The following is an 18,936-nucleotide window of genomic DNA, read 5'->3' as shown; positions in this document are numbered from 1 at the left end:
AACTGTCCTTCCATAACCGGTTTCGCTTGCGCGGAAAAGGCGCAATGGGGCGCACGGCCGGTGCGGCACAGGTCGAAGCCTCGCCTAGTCTGCCACAATTCAGCCGCACTCCTTGAATGCGCGAAACCTTTACGATGAAGACTTCAGCTTGTCCTTGACGGTACGCAACCCTAAACCACCGTCCCCGCTCATGTCTCGGCGATCACCGCGGGCGCCGGCCGCGACGTCTCTTGCGCGCCGGCCATGAACTGCGCGCGGGCAAGCCCCGCGAAGCGGCCGCCGAGGCGCACCAGCTCGTCGAAGGAGCCCGCCTCCACCACCCGCCCGTGCTCGAACACCAGGATGCGATCGGCATTGCGGACGGTGGCGAGGCGGTGGGCGATGACGAAGGTGGTGCGGCCTTTCATCACCTCGTCCAGCGCCGCCTGCACCTTCACTTCCGTTGCGGCGTCCAATGCGCTGGTCGCCTCGTCGAGGATCAGGATGGGCGGGTTCTTGAGCAGCGCGCGGGCGATGGAGAGGCGCTGGCGCTCGCCGCCGGAGAGCGCGCGGCCGCGCTCGCCCACCACCGCCTGAAGGCCGAGCGGGTTGCGCTCCACCAGCTCCAGCGCCTGGGCGCGGGCCAGCGCCTCCCGCATCTCGTCCTCGGTGGCGTCGGGCTTGCCGACCTTGAGGTTGTCGGCGATGGAGCGGTTGAACAGCAGCGGTTCCTGGAACACCACGCCGATGGCGTGGCGCAGCGAGGAGAGTGTGACATCGCGAATGTCCTCGCCATCGATGCGGATGGCACCGGACTGGGGGTCGAACACCCGGTGCAGCAAGGCGAGCGCGGTGGACTTGCCGGCACCGGTGGTGCCGACGAAGGCGAAGGTCTGGCCCGGCTCGGCGTGGAACGACACGTCCGCCACCGCGGTGCGCTTGCCGTCATAGGAGAAGGACACGTCGTCGAAGGTCACGTCGCCCTTCACCGGCGGCAGGGGCTTCGCCCCCGGCCGGTCGCGCACCGCGCCCACCGTGTCCAGCACCTCGAAGAACTGGGCGAGCTGCGGCGCCGACATCATCAGCCGGTTGAAGAAGGAGACCGTATGGTCCAGCCGGCCGATCAGCATGTTGGCGAAGGCCACATAGGTGACGATGTCGCCGATGTTGGCGAGGCCCTGCATGTAGAGCCAGGTGCCGATGAGCAGGATGGCGAGAATGGTGAGCGTGGTCGCGGCGCGGGTGGCCATGGACACCATCGCCCACCACGACAGCACCGGAATCTGCACCGCCAGCACCCGGTTCACCGTGTCGCGGAGGCCGGAGACCTCGGCCTCGGTGCGGGTGTAGCTCTGGATGACCGCCACGTTGCCCAGCGCGTCGGAGGTCTGCTCGGCGAGGTCGGAATTGTATTCCTCCACCTGCCGCTGCATGGCCTCGGTGCGGCCGATGACATAAGCGGTGACGACGCCGAACACCGCCATCAGCACGATCAGCACCAGCCCCAGCCGCCAGTTGAGGTAGATGCCCACCGGCACGAGGATGACGAGGGAGAGAATCGCCGCGCAATCCTCCCGGAAGAAGGAGAGCCAGAGGCCCCACAGGGCATCGACGCCCTCCAGCATCACCTTCAGCAGGCGGCCGGAATGGGTTTCCCCGTGGAAGCTCAGGGGCAGTTGCAGCACATGCTCGAAATACTGCGTCAGCACCCCCAGCCGGCGGCGGTGGGAGAGCCGGTCGGCATGGAGCGAGATCAGCACCCCGGCGCCGATGTTGAACAGGCCGAAGCACACCCAGGCGGCGAGCAGCGGCACCAGATCGTCCGTATGCGGCAGGCGCTGGGCGGCCTGGGCGGTTGCCAGCGCATCGATGATGCGGCCGAACAGGATCGGCTCGGCGAACTGCGACACCGCTAGGGCGAGGTTCGAGCCGGCCAGCAGCGCCCCCAGCCGGGCCTCCGGTCCGAGGAGGCTGATGGTGCGGGCATAAACGCGCAGAAGGCTCATGCGGACGGGCTCCGGTCCCTTTCCGGCAGCAAAGCGAAGGCAGAGCCATGATGCAAGGGGATGGGACAATTCCGCCGGTGCCGAGCGTCACCGTGTGGGGCCTCGCTTGACATTCGCCGGCCCGCCCGCAGTCTGCACACAGCTTTGGCGGGGGTCTCGATTGGGCGAGGAACAGGCGGCGCACGCGCAGATCGCGACATCTCACGCGCCGGATCATTCCCTCGAGGCCAGCGCCGCGCGCATCCTTGCCCGGCATCGCGAGACCATCAAGGTGCGCAAGCCCCATCTGGCTGTGGCGAACCTCGCGCGCATCCTCGGCGCGGCGCTGACGCTCGCCAACCGCCACGGCTTCCACGCCATGACGCTGCGCCAGCTGGCGGAGGAATCCGGCCTCAGCATGGGCGGGCTCTATTCCTACCTCGACAGCAAGGACACGCTGCTCCTGATGATCCTGGAGGAGGTGGCAGAAGCGGCCGAAGGCGCGCTCGCGGACGCGCCGGAGGCGGTGCGCGCGGACCCGACGCGGCATCTCGCCTGGCTGATCGAGCGCCACATCCTTCTCACCGAGGCCATGCACCCCTGGTTTGTCTTCGCCTACATGGAGGCGAAGGCCTTTCCGCCCGAGGCCCGCAAGCGCGCGGTGGAGAGCGAGCGGACCACCGAGCGCATCCTCGCCGGGGCCATCGCCGAGGGCATGCGCCGCGGCACCTTCGCCGCCGGTGACCCGCTGTTCGCGGCGACGCTCATCAAGCCGCTGCTGCAGGACTGGTATGTGAAGCGCAGCAAATACCGCGAGCGCGGCATCGAGGCGCCGGCCTATGCGGCCGAGGTCAACGCCTTCGTGCGGAAGGCGCTGGCCTGATCGCTCAGGTGAAGGCCGCAGCCCGCGCGGCGAAGGCTTCGGCAAGGCCTGCGGTGTCGCCGGCCCCCTCGGAGGCGGCATTGCCGGCCTTGGCGCGCGCGGCGATGCCCTCGAAGATCACCGACCAGCGAAACAGGGCGAAGGCCATGTGGAAGTCGGTGAGCTGCGCGCCATGGGTCGCCGCCGCCTGATAGGCCGCCACGAACTCGGCGCGCGCGGGAATGCCGAGGGCATCGAGGTCGAGCCCGTCGATGCCGCCGTATTCCTCCGGCCGCGACACCCAGGCCATGGCGCAATGGGCGAGGTCCGCCAAGGGATGCCCCAGCGTGGACAATTCCCAGTCCAGCACCGCCACCACCTCCGGGCGGGTGGGGTGGAACATGAGATTTCCGATGCGGTAGTCGCCATGGGCGATGCGGCTCGTCTCGTCCGCCGGCACATGCTCCGGTAGCCACGCGACGAGGCGCTCGATATTGGCATCCTCGCGGGTCTTCGAAAGCTCCCACTGGCGGGTCCAGCGGGCGATCTGGCGGCTGAAATAATTGCCGGGACGGCCGAAGTCGGCGAGCCCCACCGCTGCGGGGTCCACGTTGTGCATGGCCGCCAGCGTGGTGGCCATGGCCTCGTACATGGCCCGGCGCTCCTGCGGGGACACGCCCGGCAAGGTGCAGTCGTGGAAGACGCGGCCGTCCACCTTCTCCATCACATAGAAAAGGGTGCCGATGACGGACTTGTCCTCGCACAGGGCCAGCACCGGCGGCACCGGCACGCCGGTCCCGGCCAGCGCATGCATGATGCGATATTCGCGATCCACCGCATGGGCGGAGGGCAGCAGCTCCCCCGGCGGCTGCTTACGCAGCACGAGGGCGCGATTGTCATAGGTGACGAAGTAGGTGGGGTTGGACTGCCCGCCCGAGATGGCCTCGAAGCGCGGCGCGCCGGAGAGGCCCGGCACGCGGGCCTTCAGCCAGCCGTCCAGCGCGGCGGCATCGAACCCGAGGGAGGAGGCCGGCGCGCTCATGCCGCCCCTCCGGCCACCGGCCAGTTCCAGAAGTCGTCGCCTTCCTTGTCCAGCAAGCGGTTGAGCACCATCTCGTGCACCGCATCGGCCCCGTCCACGATGCGGGCTTGACGGGCGTAGCGGTAGATCCACTCCAGCACCGTATCCTTGGAATAGCCGCGCGCGCCGTTGATCTGGATGGCAGTGTCGGCGGCGAGGTGCAGGGTATTGGCGGCCTTGATCTTGGCCATGGAGATTTCCTTGCGCGCGAATCCGCCGCGGTCCAGCTCGAAGGCGGCCTTCATGACGAGGAGGCGGCCGATCTCGATCTCCATGGCGATGCGCCCCAGCATGATCTGCACGCTCTCACGATCCGCCAGACGAATGCCGAAGCCCTCGCGCACCGCCGCATAGTCGCGGGCGATGGACACCGAGCGCATGGCGAGGCCGAGCCACCGCATGCAGTGGGTGAGCCGCGCCGGGCCGAGGCGGATCTGCGTCACCTTCAGGCCGTCGCCTTCCTTCATGAGCACATCCTCGGGCGGGATGGTGAGGCCGTCGAACTCCAGCTCGCAATGGCCGCCATGTTCCTCCGGCCCCATGATGGGGATGCGACGGACGATGCGCCAGCCCGGCGCGTCGCGGTGGAAGGCGAAGGCGGTCAGGCCCTTGCGCGCATCGTCCGAGGTGCGGGCGATGATGATGAAGTGCGCCGCCTCCTCCGCGCCGGTGATGAACCACTTGCGGCCATAGATGCGATAGGAGCCGTCCGGCTGCTTCTCGGCGCGGGTGAGCATCATGGAGGGGTCGGAGCCGCCGCCGGGATGGGGCTCGGTCATGACGAAGGCGGAGCGCACTTCGCCACGGGCGATGGGGGCGAGCCAGCGGGCCTTCTGGTCGGCGGTGCCGACCTGTTCCAGCACCATCATGTTGCCGTCGTCGGGGGCCGCGGAGTTGAACACCACGGGTCCGAAGATGGAGCGGTTCATTTCGGTGTAGCAGACCGCCATGCCCATGCGGCCGACGCCGAGGCCGCCATTCTCCGGCTTCAGCTGGAGGCACCACAGCCCCTCCGCCTTCGCCTTGGCGCGCAGGCGCTCCAGCGGCGCCGCCGCGATGTTTTCGTGGGCGTCATAGGCGGCCGGGTCGCTTTCCAGCGGGATGATCTCGTCCGAGACGAACGCGGCGATGCGGCGGCGGAGATCTTCGAGGGCCGGGGAGATCGAGAAATCCATGGGTGCGCCCTTCCAGGAAAAGCCAAAAACGAACGAGCGCTCGCTTTTTATCTTATCGACACGCCGATGGCAACGGGCCATCGGCGGCTCCGGCACGACTGTATCGCCGACCATCGAACGTGGCCGCAGAGAACCTCGTCAGCCGCATCGAACGCGAGGGAACCGGGTGGCACGGTTCGAGTTGATAGGCCAGCAGAGACAAGACTTCTACCGGAAGACTTCAACTTGTCTTTGCGCGCAGGCCAGTCGAGCCGGCGCTTCATTTCATGCACACGATGAGCAAGGCCTTGCGCGGATGCGTGCAAGGCAAGTGCTTCGGTGCACCTTGAACAGGGCCATGGGGCCAGAACACGTTCTCACGAGGAGGATACCATGAAGATGATGCCGATCTACGCTGCGACCGCGGCCGTTCTTCTTTCCACCACCGCCATGGCGCAGACGGCGGCGCCCACCGGCACCATGGGCGCCACCACCAGCGCGACCGCGGCCACCGGCATGGCGCCCACCTTCGTCACCCGCCAGATGGCCGACCAGCACATGGCATCCAACCTCATCGGCTCTGCCGTGCGCGGCCCGGCCGACGAGAATCTCGGTGACATCAACGATCTGCTCATCGACCGCTCGGGCAATGTCGCGGCCGTGGTGATCGGCGTCGGCGGCTTCCTCGGCATCGGCGAGAAGGACGTGGCGGTGCCGTTCCAGTCGGTCGAGGTGACCCGCGTCGACGGCAAGGACCGTCTGGTGCTGCGCAAGACCAAGGACGAGCTGAAGAACGCGCCGACCTTCACCGAGGCGGACAAGGCCCCCGCCAGCACCGGCAGCGTGAACACCAACCGTCCGGCCACCCCGCCGGCCACCCGCTGATCCACGCGGGAAGCCGGGGCGCGGATCTTGGGTCCGCACCCCGGAAGCCCTTGGGAAGACAGGCTTGCCGGCCCTGGTTTCTGGCCAGGGCCGGCTTCGCCGCGTCCGCTCGGCCCGGTCGGGCAGAAATGAACAGGGCCAGCGGCGGTTGATCCCGCGGCACATGCGGGGGCAATGTGGCGGCCCGATCGCCACAGGGAGCAGGGATGGACCTGTCCAGTCGAGGCCCCGCCGGCCTCTTCCTGAGAATCATCGCGGAGCAGCGGCCCCTGTGGTGGCGCCTCGCCTTTGCCTGCACCGTCATCGTGGCGGCGCTGGCGCTCAGGCTCGGCCTCATCCTCTGGGTGCTGGATTTCCCGCCCTACCTGTTCCAGCTGCCTGCGATCATCGTTGTGTCGCTGGTGTGCGGCGCGGAGATCGGCCTTGCGGCCATCGCTTTGCTCGCCGGCGTCAACGCCGCGCTGGTGCCGGAAAGCGGAAGCAGCGGCATCGCCAGTCCGCCGCTGGCCTCGCTCCTCTCCTTCGTCATCAATGCCATTGCCGTATGGGGCATCGCGGCCCTCGTGCGCACCACCCTGCGCCGCCTCGAATCGGCCCATGCCGCACTGCTGTCGGCGGCGACCGAGCAGACCGCCGTGGTGGCGACGCTGGAAGCGCTGCTGCATCATGCCCCCGTGGGCTTCGCCTTCTTCGATGCCCAGCAACGCTTCATCCGCGTCAACGAGATGCTGGCCCGCATCGACGGCATCCCGGCCCGCGAGCACGCCGGCCGCTCCCTTGCCGACATGCTGCCCCAGCTCGCCGGTGCGGTGACGCCATCCCTCGAACGTGTGCTCGCCACCGGCGAGGTCATCGCCGACGTGGAGCTGGAAGGCGCGACGCCGGCCGCGCCGGGCGTCTGGCGCCACTTCCTCGTCAGCTATTTTCCGGTGCGCACCTCAGGGCAGGCCATCAGCCTCGTCGGCATGATCGTGGTGGAGATCACCGAGCGCAAACGGGCGGAGAAGGCCATCGCCGCCAGCGAGCAGCGCTATCGCCTGCTCGCCGAGGCGCTGCCGAAGATGGTGTGGACCTCGTCCCCCGCCGGGAGCGGCGACTATTACAACCACCGCTGGGCCGAATATACCGGCGTCGAGGCACCGCCCGGCGAGGTGGTGGAATGGCACGCCTTCCTCCATCCGGAGGAGAAGAGCTGCGTGATGGAGGCATGGAAGGGGAGCCTTGCCAGCGGCAAGCCCTTCTCGCGCGAATGTCGGTTCCGCGCCAAGGACGGCAGCTATCGCTGGTTCCTCTGCCGCGCCGTTCCGGTGCGCGACGAGGACGGCCGGGTGGACCGCTGGTACGGCAGCTGCACCGACATCTCCGAGATCGTCGCCGCCCGCGAGGCGCTGTCGCGCACCAACGAGGACCTGGAACGCCTCGCCGCCGCCCGCACCACCCAGCTCGCCGCGGCCAACACCCTGCTCAAGCAGGAGATGGAAGAGCGCCTGCGCGCTGAATCCCAGCTCCGGCAGGCGCAGAAGATGGAGGCGGTGGGCCAGCTCACCGGCGGCATCGCGCACGATTTCAACAATCTGCTCACCATCATCATCGGCAACATCGAGGCCGCCGAGCGCCGGGTGCCGGCGGACCCCAAGGATACCCGCACGCAGGAGATCAAGACCGAGGAGATCCGCCGCTTCCTCGACTACGGCCGGCAGGGCGCGTTGCGGGCGGCCATTCTCACCCAGCGCCTGCTCGCTTTCTCCCGCCGCCAGCCCCTCGATCCCCGCCCCACCGACGCCAACCGCCTCGTCACAGGCATGTCCCACATGCTGCGCAGCGCGCTCGGCGAACGGGTGATGCTGGAGACGGTGCTCGCCGGCGGGCTGTGGCGCACGGAGATCGACCACAACCAGTTGGAGAATGCCATCCTCAACCTCGCGGTGAACGCGCGCGACGCCATGATGGACGGCGGCAAGCTCACCATCGAGACCGCCAACGCCTATCTGGACGAGGCCTATTGCGCCGAGCACGAGGACCTGACGCCCGGCCAGTATGTGGCGATCTTCGTCAGCGACACCGGCATGGGCATGGCGGAGGACGTGCGGGCTCGCGCCTTCGAGCCCTTCTTCACCACCAAGGGGCCGAAGGACGGCACCGGGCTCGGCCTCAGCCAGGTCTACGGCTTCGTGAAGCAGTCCGGCGGGCACGTGATGATCTATTCCGAGCGAGGCGACGGCACCACGGTGAAGCTATATCTGCCGCGGCTGGAGGAGGCGCCCGCATTGCCCGAGCCCGCCCCGGTGCGGACCGAAGGCGAGGCCCGCGCCGCGCCGGCCGTGGTGCTCATGGTGGAGGACGACGACCAGCTCCGCACCATGGGCGCCGCAACGCTGCGGGACGCCGGCCACACGGTGATCGAGGCCGCCGATGCTTCCGCCGCCCTCGACGCCCTGTCACGGGGCACCCGCCCCGACCTGCTCTTCACCGACGTGCGCCTCGGCGACGGGATGGACGGGCGGGGCCTCGCCGACGAGGTGAAGCGGCGGATGCCGCGAACCCCGGTGCTGTTCACCACCGCCTATGCCCGCAACGCTGTGGTGCATCAGGGGCGGCTCGATCCGGGCATGAAGCTCCTGACCAAGCCCTACAGCCAGTCGGAACTGGTCGCCAAAGTGAACGGAATGCTGGACGAACCCGCCCTCAGGGGCTCCGTCCTCCTGGTGGAGGACGAGCCCTTCGTCGCCATGGTGGCAAGCCAGGTCCTGGAAGATCAGGGCTTCAAGGTCACCATCGCCTCCCACGGCGAGGCGGCGCTCGCGCACGCCCGCGCCGTCAAGGCGGACATCGGCCGCGACGCGCTGGCGCTCGCCATCGTGGACATCGGCCTGCCCGACATGCGCGGCGACGAGGTGGTGCGACGGCTCGGCGAGATCGCGCCCGACCTGCCCATCATCGTCGCCACCGGCTATGCCGCGCAGGACATCTCCGATCTCTTCGTCGGGCGCAGCGACGTGGGGGTCATCTCCAAGCCCTATGACGGCGCCACGCTGGTGGCGGCGCTGGAGCGGCTCGGCTTCCGGCCGAAGGGGGAGGGATAAGCAAAAGCCGCCGGGGGATGGCCCGCCCGGCGGCTTCAGGAATGGTGCGACGGCCGGTCCCAGAACCGGCCAAGGCGGCGCGGATCAGCGGCGCAGCAGGATCTGGCCGAGGATGACGCCGACGCCCGCGGCGATGGCGCAGGCGGTGATGGGCTGCTCGCGGATGCTCTCGCGCAGGGTGAGGACCTGTTCCTCGGCCCAGTCGCCCACCTCGCCGGCGGCGCTCTCGGCCTCGCCCTTGGCGCCCTTCACCGAGTGCTTGGCGGTCTTGCCGAGGGTTTCCAGCAGTTTGGTGAAATCGGCCCTGAGCTGGTCGAGGTCCGACTTGACGTCGTTGAGGTTGGCCTCGGCGGCGGAGGCGGCTTGGGCGGTCACGATCTGCGGCTTGTCGACCATGGTTGTCTCCGGCAGGGTTTGTCACGCGCGGTGGGAGCATCCGCCGTTCGGGGCTCGCTCCATATCCGCTCGGGAGTGTAACGACCGACACGGCAATTGCGTGCCCGGGAAAGTTCGTAGTCCTCGCGATTTCCGCGGGGAGGCTGTCCGTGAGGCGCGCGCGAACCGTTCTTCAGGCGCTGCGCGCGAACCTCCTCGTTCAGGCGCTGCGCGCGGCTTCGGGCTCGGCGCGGGCCTCGTGGAAGAACAGGGCCTGCGCCACCGTCGCCTTCACCGTCTCGGTGAGGAACGGCTTGGTGATGAGATAGGTGGGCTCCGGCCGCTCGCCGGTGAGGAGGCGGTCGGGGAAGGCGGTGATGAAGATCACCGGCACGTTGAAGCTCTCGAGGATCTCCGTCACCGCCTCGATGCCGGAGGAGCCGTCGGCGAGCTGGATGTCGGCCAGCACCAGGCCGAAATTGCCGCCCTGCGCCAGCTCCACCGCCTTGGAATGGGTGGGGGCGACGCCGATCACCTCATGTCCCAGTTCGGTGACGAGGGTCTTGAGGTCGAGGGCGATCACCCATTCGTCCTCGATGATGAGGACGCGGGTGGCGAGCTGGCGGTCGATCTCGCGCTGCGCCGCCACCACCTGCGCCTCCACGTCGGAGAGGGTGGTGCCGAGAATGGTCGAGGCCTCGGCGAAGGAGAAGCCCTCCATGGCGGTGAGCAGCAGCGCCACCCGCGAGGAGGGGTCCATGGCCTGGAGCCGGGCATCGGCGCGCGAGGGCACCTGCCCGCCGGAAGACTGGCGGTTCCAGGTCTCGTGGAACGCCTTGTAGAGCGCGACCCGCGGCGAGACCGCGGGATCGATCGCGACCTTGCCGTCGAGAATCGCCTGCAGCGTGTTCTGCACCAGAAGATCGCCGGCCGCCTGCGATCCCATCAGGGCGCGCGTGTAGCGGCGCAGGAACGGGAGCTGCTTGATAAGCGGATTGGAAGCCATGCGAAAGTTCCCTGCCAAGCTGAACGTGCCAAAGGAGTGATGGCCGCCCTGAGCCACGTTTGTGATTGGCCAAGTTGAAGCCAAAGCCCGGTAACGCTTGCGTGCACGACAAGTTCCATGCGGGTGGAACCGGGCCGGCGCAAAACGCATTATAGTGGCACCCGAGCCCAGCGGGAGCGGCACGGTCGAAACTTGTCTGCGGGCATCCTGCGCGCGGACCGGAACGGAAAGGCAGGCGGCCGCACCGACACGGGGGCCAGGATACGAGGCCAGACACGCGGCCAAAAGAAAAGGCCAAGAGACGAGGCCACGCGTATTCATTGCATGACCCTCGGGAACGTTCCTCACCGGGAGCGTTCTTCCAGGAGGATGGGACGGGCATCGTCGCCAGAGCATGGCGCGCCTCGGCGCGGTATGGGTGAGGTCTCGCGGGGCGGTCTGCCAGCGGCGGACCGGCGACAGGCGCCTGTGTGGAGTTGTTTGGCGGAGCGACGATGGATCTGGAACGGGCGCAGGCCGCCAAGTCCCGCGAAGAAGGTTCCCGTGAAGAGCGTTGGCGCGAAAGCCCGCGTGACGACCTGTCCCGTGGCGGGCCCACGCCGGGCCAGCGGGAACGCACCTCCCTCTTTCCGCCGTCCACCACCCAGCCGCGCACCCTGTTCGACAGCGTCCGTCGCCGCCTGATCCTCATGGTGCTGCTGGCGCTGGCCCCCATCGCCACCCTCAACATCGTGCAAGGCGTGATGCAGCTTTCCGCCGCCGAGGAGGATGCCCGGCAGAACCTGCTGCGCCATGCGCTGGCCGCCGCCGCCTCCCAGCAGAATGTGATCGCCTCGGCGGAAAACGTGCTCTACGCGCTCCAGAACGTGGAGGAGGTGCGCACCGCGGGCCCGACCTGCCGCGCGACCCTGCGGGGGGCGACCGTCTCCCTGCCCTTCGCCGCCAATATCGGCGTGGTCAATGCCGCCGGGCAGCTCACTTGCTCCGCCTTGCCCACGTCCGACACCGACATGACCGATGACGGCTGGTGGCTTTCGGCGATCCGGCAGCCGGGCTTCAGCCTCTCGGGCCGGGTGCGCAGCACCGCCACCGACCGGGACGTGCTGGTGGGCCTTCTGCCGCTGCGCGATGCCGCCGGCCGGCTCGAAGGCGGCATGGCCTTGGGCATCGAGATCGGCTGGCTCGACAATCTGCTGCGCCAGCAGGTGCCGCCGTCCGAGGGCGTGGTGGCGGTGTTCTCGGCTTCGGGCGAGGAGCTGGTCTCCAATTCCCGCAGTCTCAGCGGCGCGCTGTTCCAGGCTGCTCCCTTCGCCGCACCCGACAATGCGCTCAGGGAGAGCACCGACGCCTCCGGCCGACGCTGGACCTATGCCACCACGCCCCTCGGCCGCGAGGGGCTGGTGGTGGCCTATGCCTCCCCGTCCGACCGGCTGTTCGGCTGGACCCTGGTGACGGTCGCCGCGAGCTTCGCCCTACCGGCGCTGGTGATGGTCGCCTCGCTCATCGCCCTGTGGGTGGCGGTGGACCGCATCGTGCTGCGCTGGCTGCTCTATCTGCGGCGGGTGACGGCGGTGTATGCCCAGGGCCATTACGGCTTCCGCCCGACCCGGCTCGATGCCGCGCCGAGCGAATTCCGCATGCTCGGCCACTCGGTGGAGAACATGGCCTATGCCGTGCGCCAGCGCGACGCGCGCCTGCGGGAAAACCTCGCCGAGAAGACCGCGCTGGTGCGCGAGATCCATCACCGCATCAAGAACAGCCTTCAGGTGGTGGTCAGCCTGCTGTCGCTCTATGGCGGCGGGATGGGCAAGGGCGAGGACCGCAAGCGGTTCGACCAGCTGCGCACCCGCGTGAACACCCTCGCCCTCGTCCACCGCATCCTCTACGAGGCGAGCGACGGCTCGCAGGTGCGCCTGCGCGAGTTGCTGGGGGAACTCGCCTCGCTGATCGAGGGCTCCTCCGACAAGAATCTGCGTCTGGTCGTCGAGGCAGAGGAGACGCGGCTGCCCACCGACATGGCGGTCCCCCTCGCCCTCATGGTGGTGGAACTGGTGCTCGGACTGACGCTCCGGCCCGGCAGTACCTCCCTCGGCATGCTCATCCGCGGCACGGTGGACGATGAGCGTCTGCGCCTCGTCCTTTCCGGCGCCGCCGATGCGCCGGAGGAGCCCTCCGGGCTCGCCGGGGGCTTTGCGGCCCAACTCGGAGGAACCCTGACCCGCAACCGGTCCGGAGACGCGCTGGTGATCGTCGGGGATTTCCCTTGTCCCGCAATCGCTTCTCCGGATACCGCTGCGCGGTCTCGCCCTAACGGAGCGTGACACCCGACGAAAGCGTGTTTTCGTCGGAACCACAGCCCTGCCTGCTTCGTTACTGCTTAGACCGTCCTGGCCACCCCACCGGCCGGAGGGCGGCCTATTGGCTTCAGTGCGGGCCGTTTTCGCTCCGGTACACAGCGCCGGATCGACCGGCCGGGTGCCGCGACGAGCGGCCGATCGCAGTCGGAGGAACAGGGCAAATGGACAAGGCGCGAACCAAGGGCACCTCCCAGCGCGGCTTTGCGGCGATGGACGCGGAAAAGCAGCGGGCCATCGCGCGCAAGGGCGGCGAGAGCGTCCCGGCCGAGAAGCGCAGCTTCTTCCAGAATCGCACGCTCGCCGCCGAGGCGGGCCGCAAGGGCGGACAGAGCGTCGCTGACGACCAGCGCAGCTTCTCGCGCGACCGCACCCTCGCCTCGCAGGCGGGACAGAAGGGCGGCCAGAAGAGCAGCCAGACGACCGGCACGGGAACGGGCAACGGCGGCGCCTGATCGCGCCGCTCTCGAGGGGGCGGCCGGGGCCCGCCCTCCGCGGCCGCATGGCGGGCGGAACCGGAAGCGCAGCAGCAGCGTTAGGCTCAGGTCACGCTTGAAGTCGTCTCCGCCAAGGGACGTCCAGCCGCCGCCCCGCCTTGGCGGGAACCGGGCGGACACCGCCGCCACAAAAGTCACGATTGCCGGAAAGAATAGGCTGCCCGATGGATCTGCCCGCGCCGAGCGAAAGGACCCGCCAAGAGATGGACGCCGCCGCCCTGCGCACGCAGGTGCTGGAGTTCCTTCCAGCGGTGCGCGCCTTTGCGCGGTCGCTGACGCGCAACCGCACGGAAGCCGACGACCTGGTCCAGGAGACGCTGCTGAAGGCGCTCTCCAACATGGACAAGTTCGACCCCGGCACCAACCTCCGCGCGTGGCTGTTCACCATCCTGCGCAACACCTATTACACCGAGATCCGCAAGCGTCGGCGCGAGAATGACGGCATGGCCGCGCTCGCCCAGCAGGACACCAATATCGGCCCGAGCCAGGAATGGTCGTCCACCCTCACCTCGCTGAAGGAAGCTCTCGCCCTTCTGCCCGACGACCAGCGCGAGGCGCTGGTGCTGGTGGGCGCGGCGGGCCTCTCCTATGAAGAGGCGGCGGAGGTCTGCGGCTGCGCGCTCGGCACCATCAAGAGCCGCGTCAACCGCGCCCGCGCCAAGCTCCTCGTGCTGATGGGCGCCGAAGCCACCGCCGACGTGGTGGAAGGCGACGCGGTCGCCATGTCCGCCGCGCGAAGCTCGCTCTCCGCATCCTGAGGCCGGGCGCGCGGGCCAGCCGGTCTCTGTGCCGGAGCGTCGGTGCTTGACACGGGCGCCGGGCCGTCGCTTGGTTCGCCCATGACATCTTTCGTCCGGAAGGACGTCGCCTCGAACACAGCCGCCGAGGCGCGGCGCGAGGCGGACGAGCCCCATTCCCCCGTGGTGCGCTTCGGCACCGGTGCCCCGCTCAGGCTCGATGCGGGCGTCGAGCTGAACCACCTGCAGATCGGCTACCAGACCTACGGCGAGCCCAACGCCGCCGGCACCAACGCGGTGCTGGTGTGCCACGCCTTGACCGGCGACCAGCACGCCGCGAGCCTCAATCCCGTCACCGGCAAGCCGGGCTGGTGGGAGACGATGGTGGGGCCGGGGCGGCCGATCGACACCGAGCGCTTCTTCGTCATCTGCGCCAACGTGCTCGGCGGCTGCATGGGCACCACCGGCCCCGCCTCCACCAATCCCGAGACCGGCCGGCCCTACGGCCTCGACATGCCCCTCGTCACCATCCGCGACATGGTGAACGCGCAGGCCATGCTGCTCGACCATCTCGGCATCGAGAAGCTCCTGTGCGTCGCCGGCGGCTCCATGGGCGGCATGCAGGTGCTGCAATGGGCGGCGAGCTATCCGGAGCGGGTGTTCTCGGCCATGCCCATCGCCACCGGCGCGCGGCACTCGGCGCAGAACATCGCCTTCCACGAGGTCGGCCGGCAGGCGGTGATGGCCGATCCCGACTGGCGCGGCGGGCGCTATCTGGCGGAAGGGGTGACGCCTCATCGCGGGCTCGCGGTGGCGCGCATGGCGGCGCACATCACCTACATGTCCGACCAGTCGCTGCACAACAAGTTCGGCCGCCGGCTGCAGAACCGCGAGATGCCCACCTTCGGCTTCGACGCCGATTTCCAGGTGGAGAGCTATCTGCGCCACCAGGGCGAATCGTTCGTGCAACGGTTCGATCCCAATTCCTATCTCTATGTGACGCGGGCCATGGACTATTTCGACCTCGCGGCCGACTATGGCGGCGTGCTGGCCAATGCCTTCCGGGGCTCGAAGACACGCTTCTGCGTCGCCTCCTTCACCTCGGACTGGCTGTTTCCCACCGAGGATTCCCGCGCCATCGTCCATGCGCTGAACGCCTCCGGCGCCAGCGTCTCCTTCACCGAGATCGAGAGCGACAAGGGCCACGACGCCTTCCTTCTGGAAGAGCCGCAATTGTTCGCCATCGCCCGCGGCTTCCTCGACAGCGCGGCCCGCGCTTTGGGCCTGCCGACCGGGAGGAGCGCGTGAGCATCGCGGTGCGCCAGCCGGTGCTGGATGAAAGTGCCGTCCGCGACCAGGGCGGGCGCGTCGACCTCGTGGTGGTGGCCGAAATGGTCGCCCCCGGCTCCCGCGTGCTCGATGTCGGCTCCGGCGATGGGGCGCTGCTCGAACTGCTCGCCACGACGCGCAATTGCGACGCGCGCGGCATCGAGCTGTCCCGCGAGGGCGTGAACGCCGGGGTGGCGCGCGGCCTCGCCATCATCCAGGGCGACGCGGACGTGGACCTCGCCCATTATCCCGACGACGCCTTCGATTACGTCATCCTCTCCCAGACGTTGCAGGCTACCCGCCGGCCGCGCTGGGTGCTGGAGCAGATGCTGCGCATCGGCCGCCGGGCGGTGGTGTCCTTCCCCAATTTCGGCCACTGGCGCTCGCGGCTCGATCTCATGATCAACGGCCGGATGCCGGTGACGGACAACATGCCCATCGCCTGGTACGAGACCCCCAACATCCACTTCTGCACCATCCGCGACTTCGTGGCCCTGGTGGAGGTGCTGGACGCCCGCATCGAGAAGGCCGTGGCGCTGGACTCATCCGGCCACCGGGTGCGCGTGAACATGCCGTGGTGGGTGTGGAATCTGCTGGGCGAGCAGGCGGTGTTCCTGCTGACGCGGGAGCGGTAGGGCCTTCAGGCAAAGCCGAGGAACAGGGCCAGCGCCCGGGTCACGCGCAGCATGTCCGCGTCGGTCGCCCGGCCGATGGTGGCGCCGATCTTGTCACTCGGCACCGTGTGCGCCTTGTCCACCATGATCTGGGACGCGAGTCGCAGGCCGTTTCCGCTTGTCGGCTCAAGCCCGATCCGGAACAGCGGAGCTTCGCGTCGTTCGCTGGTGATGGGCAGGACCGTCACCGAGGGATGACCTTCAAACAGGTCCGATTGGATGATGAGAGCGGGGCGCGGCTTGCCGTAGGCGCCCGGCAAGGCAATGAGGACGATGTCCCCTCGCCTCACTGCCAGCCCGAGTGATCGGCCACAGCCTCGATCTCATTCAGAACATCCCGCTCGGTGGGATCTCCGGCGACCAGGGCCGACTGTCGGCGGCATTCCTCGGCGAAGCCGGGCTGAGAGGTGTCGGGCACCCAGAGCCGCAGCGGGCGCAATCCCTTGCGGCGGGCCGCGACACTCGTCGCGGGGGCCGTCCGGGGTTCGGCGCGGTTGATGCGGGCCATGAGCGTCACTCCTTACGGCAGCAAATATGGCCCGCCTCCGCCGGCCCCGCAATGCGCTCACCCCGCCGGAACCCCCCCCGGCACCAGAACCGGCTCCAGCGCCGGTTCGGCGATGCGGCTGGGGCGGCGGACGGCGACGGGGCGGTAGAGCTGCTTGGTGGCTTCCACCACCAGCACGCCGGAGAAGGGCAGCGACAGGCGCGCGCCGACCCGTTCCCATGCCACCGCCGTATTGAGGAACCAGCGGCTAGGCGGCGCATAGAGCGCCTCGTCCCAGCCCACGGGGGTGAACAGCGCCTCGCGCAGCAGGCTCACCACCTGCCCGCGCGAGAAGGGGCGGCCGTTGCCGAAGGGCGTGGTATCGAGCCGCGCCCACACGCCCCGCCGGTTGGGCACCACCGCCAGAAGCCGCCCGCCCGGCGCCAGCACGCGCCAGACCTCGCGCAGCATCTCGGCGGCGTTGGGCGTCATCTCCAGCGCGTGGACGATCACCACCCGGTCCATGCTGGAGGTGGGGAACGGCAGCAGCGTCTCGTCGGCGAGGGTGGCCAGCGTCGGCGCGGCAGAGGGCCAACGCACCACGCCCTGCGCCGCCGGCATCACGGCGAGGCAGCGCTCGGCCTCCTCGCGGAACACGCCGAGATAGGGCGTGGGGTAGCCGAGCCCGAGCACGCGCATACCCGTCACATTGTCGAAGCGGGCGCGGATGGCGCGGCCGAGCAGGCGACGCGTCATGATTCCCACGGGCTGGGCGTAGAAATTGCGCAGGTCGACGACGTCGAGAAACATGCACCCTCGCTGTGGACAGCGGCCGGCCGGCCACACTTCCGCTCGCCCCCTTAATAGAGGATCATGCGCGCCGGGTCCGCAACCCGAGCCGTCAAGCCCGTCCCCTTCCGGAGATCGACACCGTGCCGGCCGACATCCGCCTGATCCCCTGCCTCAGCGACAATTACGCCGTCCTCATCCACGATCCCGTCACCGAAGCGACGGCGGTGGTGGACGTGCCCGAGCCGGGGCCGGTGATGACGGCGCTGGAGAAGGAAGGCTGGACCCTCACCCACATTCTTGTCACCCACCACCATGCCGACCACACCCAGGGCATCACGGCGGTGAAGGCGCGCTACGGCGCCACCGTCGTCGGCCCGAAGTCCGAGGCGGACAAGATCCCCGGCCTCGACGTGGCGGTGGTGGACGGCGATCCCGTCGCCGTGGGCTCGCTGGTGGGCCGCGTGCTGGAGACGCCCGGCCATACCGCCGGCCCGGCCTCCTATTTCTTCGAGGGCGAGAAGCTGCTGTTTGCCGGCGACACGCTGTTCACGCTCGGCTGCGGCCGGGCGCTGGAGTGCGAGCCGCCGGTGCTGTGGCATTCATTGCAGCGGCTGCGCGCCTTGCCGGAGGACCTCGACGTCTATTCCGGCCATGAATACACGCTGGGCAACGGCCGCTTCGCCTTGTCGGTCGATCCGGACAATGCGGACCTCGCGGCCATGTATGCCAAGGCGCAGGAACAGCGCGCCAAGGGCGAGCCCACCATGCCCTCCAAGCTCGGCGACGAGCTGAAGGCCAACCCGTTCCTGCGGGCGGATGATCCTGCCATGGCCGAGCGCCTCGGCATGCCCGGCGCGGACCCGGCCGAGGTCTTCACCGCGCTGCGCGAGCGCAAGAACAGCTTCAAGGGCTGAGAGATGGGCGAGACCGGCCTTCAGGCGCTCACCGCGGAGGCGGTGATCGCCCTGCTCGCGCTTCAGCCCCATCCCGAGGGCGGGTTCTTCCGGGAGACATTCCGCGAAATGGCACCGGACGGGGGGCGCGGCGCCTCCACGGCCATCTACTTCCTGCTGCGCGCGGGAGAGCGCTCCCACTGGCACAGGGTGGATGCCTCGGAAGTCTGGCATTGGCATGCCGGCGCGCCGCTGAAGCTCTCCATCGCGGAGGCCGGGGGACAGCGGGATGTGATGCTGGGGCCGGATCTCGCCGCCGGCGCGCGACCGCAGGGCGTGGTGCCGCCCTTCGCGTGGCAGGCGGCGGAAAGCCTCGGCGCCTGGACGCTGGTCGGCTGCACGGTGGCGCCGGCTTTCGATTTCGCAGGGTTTGAACTCGCCCCGCCCGGCTGGGAGCCGGGCCAGCCCTAGCTCAGGGTTGAGCCCTCACACCATCGCGCAGAGGGCTTCCATGCGGGCGCACACATCGCCAAGGCTCGGCGGGTTCGCGCCGCTGCGCTGGGCCATGAGGAAATCGGCGAGATCGCCGGCCTCCTGCTTGCGCAGGAACTTCACCACGTCCTCGACGCTGGACACCCGCGTCTCGGCGTCTCCGATCACGATGCGCAGAGAGGTCGGGGTAGTCAGAGGAAGGCTCTGGCCCATCATCGTCTCCGTTCGTCGGTCGCCACCTCCCGGACGGAGGTCAGCAACATCAGCCGGA

The 18,936-nt window shown here is 69.0% G+C and carries 19 protein-coding genes; 10 read left to right on the top strand and 9 right to left on the bottom strand.

Annotation, left to right across the window (positions count from 1 at the left end):
• Positions 1-188: 188 nt before the first annotated feature.
• Positions 189-1,985, bottom strand: coding sequence for a glucan ABC transporter ATP-binding protein/ permease (locus V5F74_RS18920; protein WP_029556415.1), 1,797 nt, complete (start codon positions 1,983-1,985; stop codon positions 189-191).
• A gap of 160 nt (positions 1,986-2,145) precedes the next feature.
• On the opposite strand from V5F74_RS18920, the gene V5F74_RS18915 reads away from it, so the two are divergent.
• Positions 2,146-2,847 (top strand): TetR/AcrR family transcriptional regulator, encoded by a 702-nt coding sequence (locus V5F74_RS18915; RefSeq protein WP_250167727.1) that lies wholly within the window; start codon positions 2,146-2,148, stop codon positions 2,845-2,847.
• Positions 2,848-2,851: 4 nt separating this feature from the next.
• Here V5F74_RS18915 and V5F74_RS18910 read toward each other — a convergent pair whose 3' ends face one another.
• A complete protein-coding gene (locus tag V5F74_RS18910) occupies positions 2,852-3,868 on the bottom strand; it encodes a phosphotransferase family protein (protein WP_029556413.1) in 1,017 nt (338 codons plus the stop codon).
• Positions 3,865-5,082: an acyl-CoA dehydrogenase family protein gene (locus tag V5F74_RS18905; RefSeq protein ID WP_394009678.1), complete on the bottom strand. Its 1,218-nt coding sequence runs from the start codon at positions 5,080-5,082 to the stop codon at positions 3,865-3,867. Before V5F74_RS18905 ends, V5F74_RS18910 begins: the two co-directional genes overlap by 4 nt.
• Before the next feature lie 372 nt (positions 5,083-5,454).
• Here V5F74_RS18905 and V5F74_RS18900 point away from each other — a divergent pair, with 372 nt between their 5' ends.
• Together V5F74_RS18900 and V5F74_RS18895 are read left to right on the top strand one after the other, a co-directional pair.
• Complete coding sequence (locus V5F74_RS18900) at positions 5,455-5,946, top strand: PRC-barrel domain-containing protein (RefSeq protein WP_250167724.1); 492 nt, start codon at positions 5,455-5,457, stop codon at positions 5,944-5,946.
• Positions 5,947-6,152: 206 nt separating this feature from the next.
• Positions 6,153-9,029, top strand: coding sequence for a response regulator (locus V5F74_RS18895; protein WP_394009677.1), 2,877 nt, complete (start codon positions 6,153-6,155; stop codon positions 9,027-9,029).
• Between the two features lie 84 nt (positions 9,030-9,113).
• On the opposite strand, the gene V5F74_RS18890 is transcribed toward V5F74_RS18895, so the two are convergent.
• Positions 9,114-9,425, bottom strand: coding sequence for a DUF883 family protein (locus tag V5F74_RS18890; protein ID WP_250167722.1), 312 nt, complete (start codon positions 9,423-9,425; stop codon positions 9,114-9,116).
• A 199-nt stretch (positions 9,426-9,624) separates the two neighbouring features.
• Complete coding sequence (locus tag V5F74_RS18885) at positions 9,625-10,410, bottom strand: response regulator (RefSeq protein ID WP_394009676.1); 786 nt, start codon at positions 10,408-10,410, stop codon at positions 9,625-9,627.
• A 494-nt stretch (positions 10,411-10,904) separates the two neighbouring features.
• On the opposite strand from V5F74_RS18885, the gene V5F74_RS18880 reads away from it, so the two are divergent.
• The 5 genes from V5F74_RS18880 to metW all read left to right on the top strand — a co-directional run bounded on the left by V5F74_RS18880 (position 10,905) and on the right by metW (position 15,962).
• Positions 10,905-12,731, top strand: coding sequence for a sensor histidine kinase (locus tag V5F74_RS18880; protein ID WP_394009675.1), 1,827 nt, complete (start codon positions 10,905-10,907; stop codon positions 12,729-12,731).
• Between the two features lie 197 nt (positions 12,732-12,928).
• The gene (locus V5F74_RS18875) at positions 12,929-13,219 is read left to right on the top strand and encodes a con-10 family general stress protein (RefSeq protein WP_038192852.1); all 291 of its coding nucleotides are present in this window, start codon (positions 12,929-12,931) and stop codon (positions 13,217-13,219) included.
• Between the two features lie 245 nt (positions 13,220-13,464).
• Entirely contained in the window at positions 13,465-14,019 is a 555-nt protein-coding gene (locus V5F74_RS18870) for a sigma-70 family RNA polymerase sigma factor (RefSeq protein ID WP_029556405.1), read from the top strand.
• A gap of 81 nt (positions 14,020-14,100) precedes the next feature.
• Positions 14,101-15,306, top strand: coding sequence for a homoserine O-acetyltransferase MetX (gene metX / locus V5F74_RS18865; RefSeq protein ID WP_029556404.1), 1,206 nt, complete (start codon positions 14,101-14,103; stop codon positions 15,304-15,306).
• A 2-nt stretch (positions 15,307-15,308) separates the two neighbouring features.
• On the top strand, positions 15,309-15,962 hold the full coding sequence (gene metW / locus V5F74_RS18860; protein ID WP_029556403.1) for a methionine biosynthesis protein MetW: 654 nt from the start codon (positions 15,309-15,311) through the stop codon (positions 15,960-15,962).
• A gap of 5 nt (positions 15,963-15,967) precedes the next feature.
• Here metW and V5F74_RS18855 read toward each other — a convergent pair whose 3' ends face one another.
• Genes V5F74_RS18855 through V5F74_RS18845 form a run of 3 tightly spaced genes read right to left on the bottom strand, consistent with a single transcriptional unit; the run spans position 15,968 to position 17,298 of the window.
• On the bottom strand, positions 15,968-16,291 hold the full coding sequence (locus V5F74_RS18855) for a type II toxin-antitoxin system PemK/MazF family toxin (RefSeq protein WP_374254559.1): 324 nt from the start codon (positions 16,289-16,291) through the stop codon (positions 15,968-15,970).
• Positions 16,288-16,509, bottom strand: coding sequence for an antitoxin MazE family protein (locus tag V5F74_RS18850; RefSeq protein ID WP_394009674.1), 222 nt, complete (start codon positions 16,507-16,509; stop codon positions 16,288-16,290). Before V5F74_RS18850 ends, V5F74_RS18855 begins: the two co-directional genes overlap by 4 nt.
• A 57-nt stretch (positions 16,510-16,566) precedes the next feature.
• Positions 16,567-17,298, bottom strand: a complete 732-nt coding sequence (locus tag V5F74_RS18845) for a class I SAM-dependent methyltransferase (protein WP_250167718.1) — start codon at positions 17,296-17,298, stop codon at positions 16,567-16,569.
• Between the two features lie 122 nt (positions 17,299-17,420).
• Here V5F74_RS18845 and gloB point away from each other — a divergent pair, with 122 nt between their 5' ends.
• Together gloB and V5F74_RS18835 are read left to right on the top strand one after the other, a co-directional pair.
• Positions 17,421-18,194, top strand: coding sequence for a hydroxyacylglutathione hydrolase (gene gloB, locus V5F74_RS18840; protein WP_024281342.1), 774 nt, complete (start codon positions 17,421-17,423; stop codon positions 18,192-18,194).
• Between the two features lie 3 nt (positions 18,195-18,197).
• Positions 18,198-18,644, top strand: a complete 447-nt coding sequence (locus V5F74_RS18835) for a cupin domain-containing protein (protein ID WP_394009673.1) — start codon at positions 18,198-18,200, stop codon at positions 18,642-18,644.
• 15 nt (positions 18,645-18,659) lie between these two features.
• Here V5F74_RS18835 and V5F74_RS18830 read toward each other — a convergent pair whose 3' ends face one another.
• Positions 18,660-18,878 (bottom strand): hypothetical protein, encoded by a 219-nt coding sequence (locus V5F74_RS18830; RefSeq protein ID WP_024281344.1) that lies wholly within the window; start codon positions 18,876-18,878, stop codon positions 18,660-18,662.
• Positions 18,879-18,936: the final 58 nt, after the last annotated feature.

The sequence above is a fragment of the Xanthobacter aminoxidans genome (genome assembly GCF_043193615.1).
GTDB lineage: Bacteria > Pseudomonadota > Alphaproteobacteria > Rhizobiales > Xanthobacteraceae > Xanthobacter > Xanthobacter aminoxidans.
Note: the sequence above shows the minus strand (reverse complement) of the source record. Positions and strands in the feature narration are given on the sequence as shown.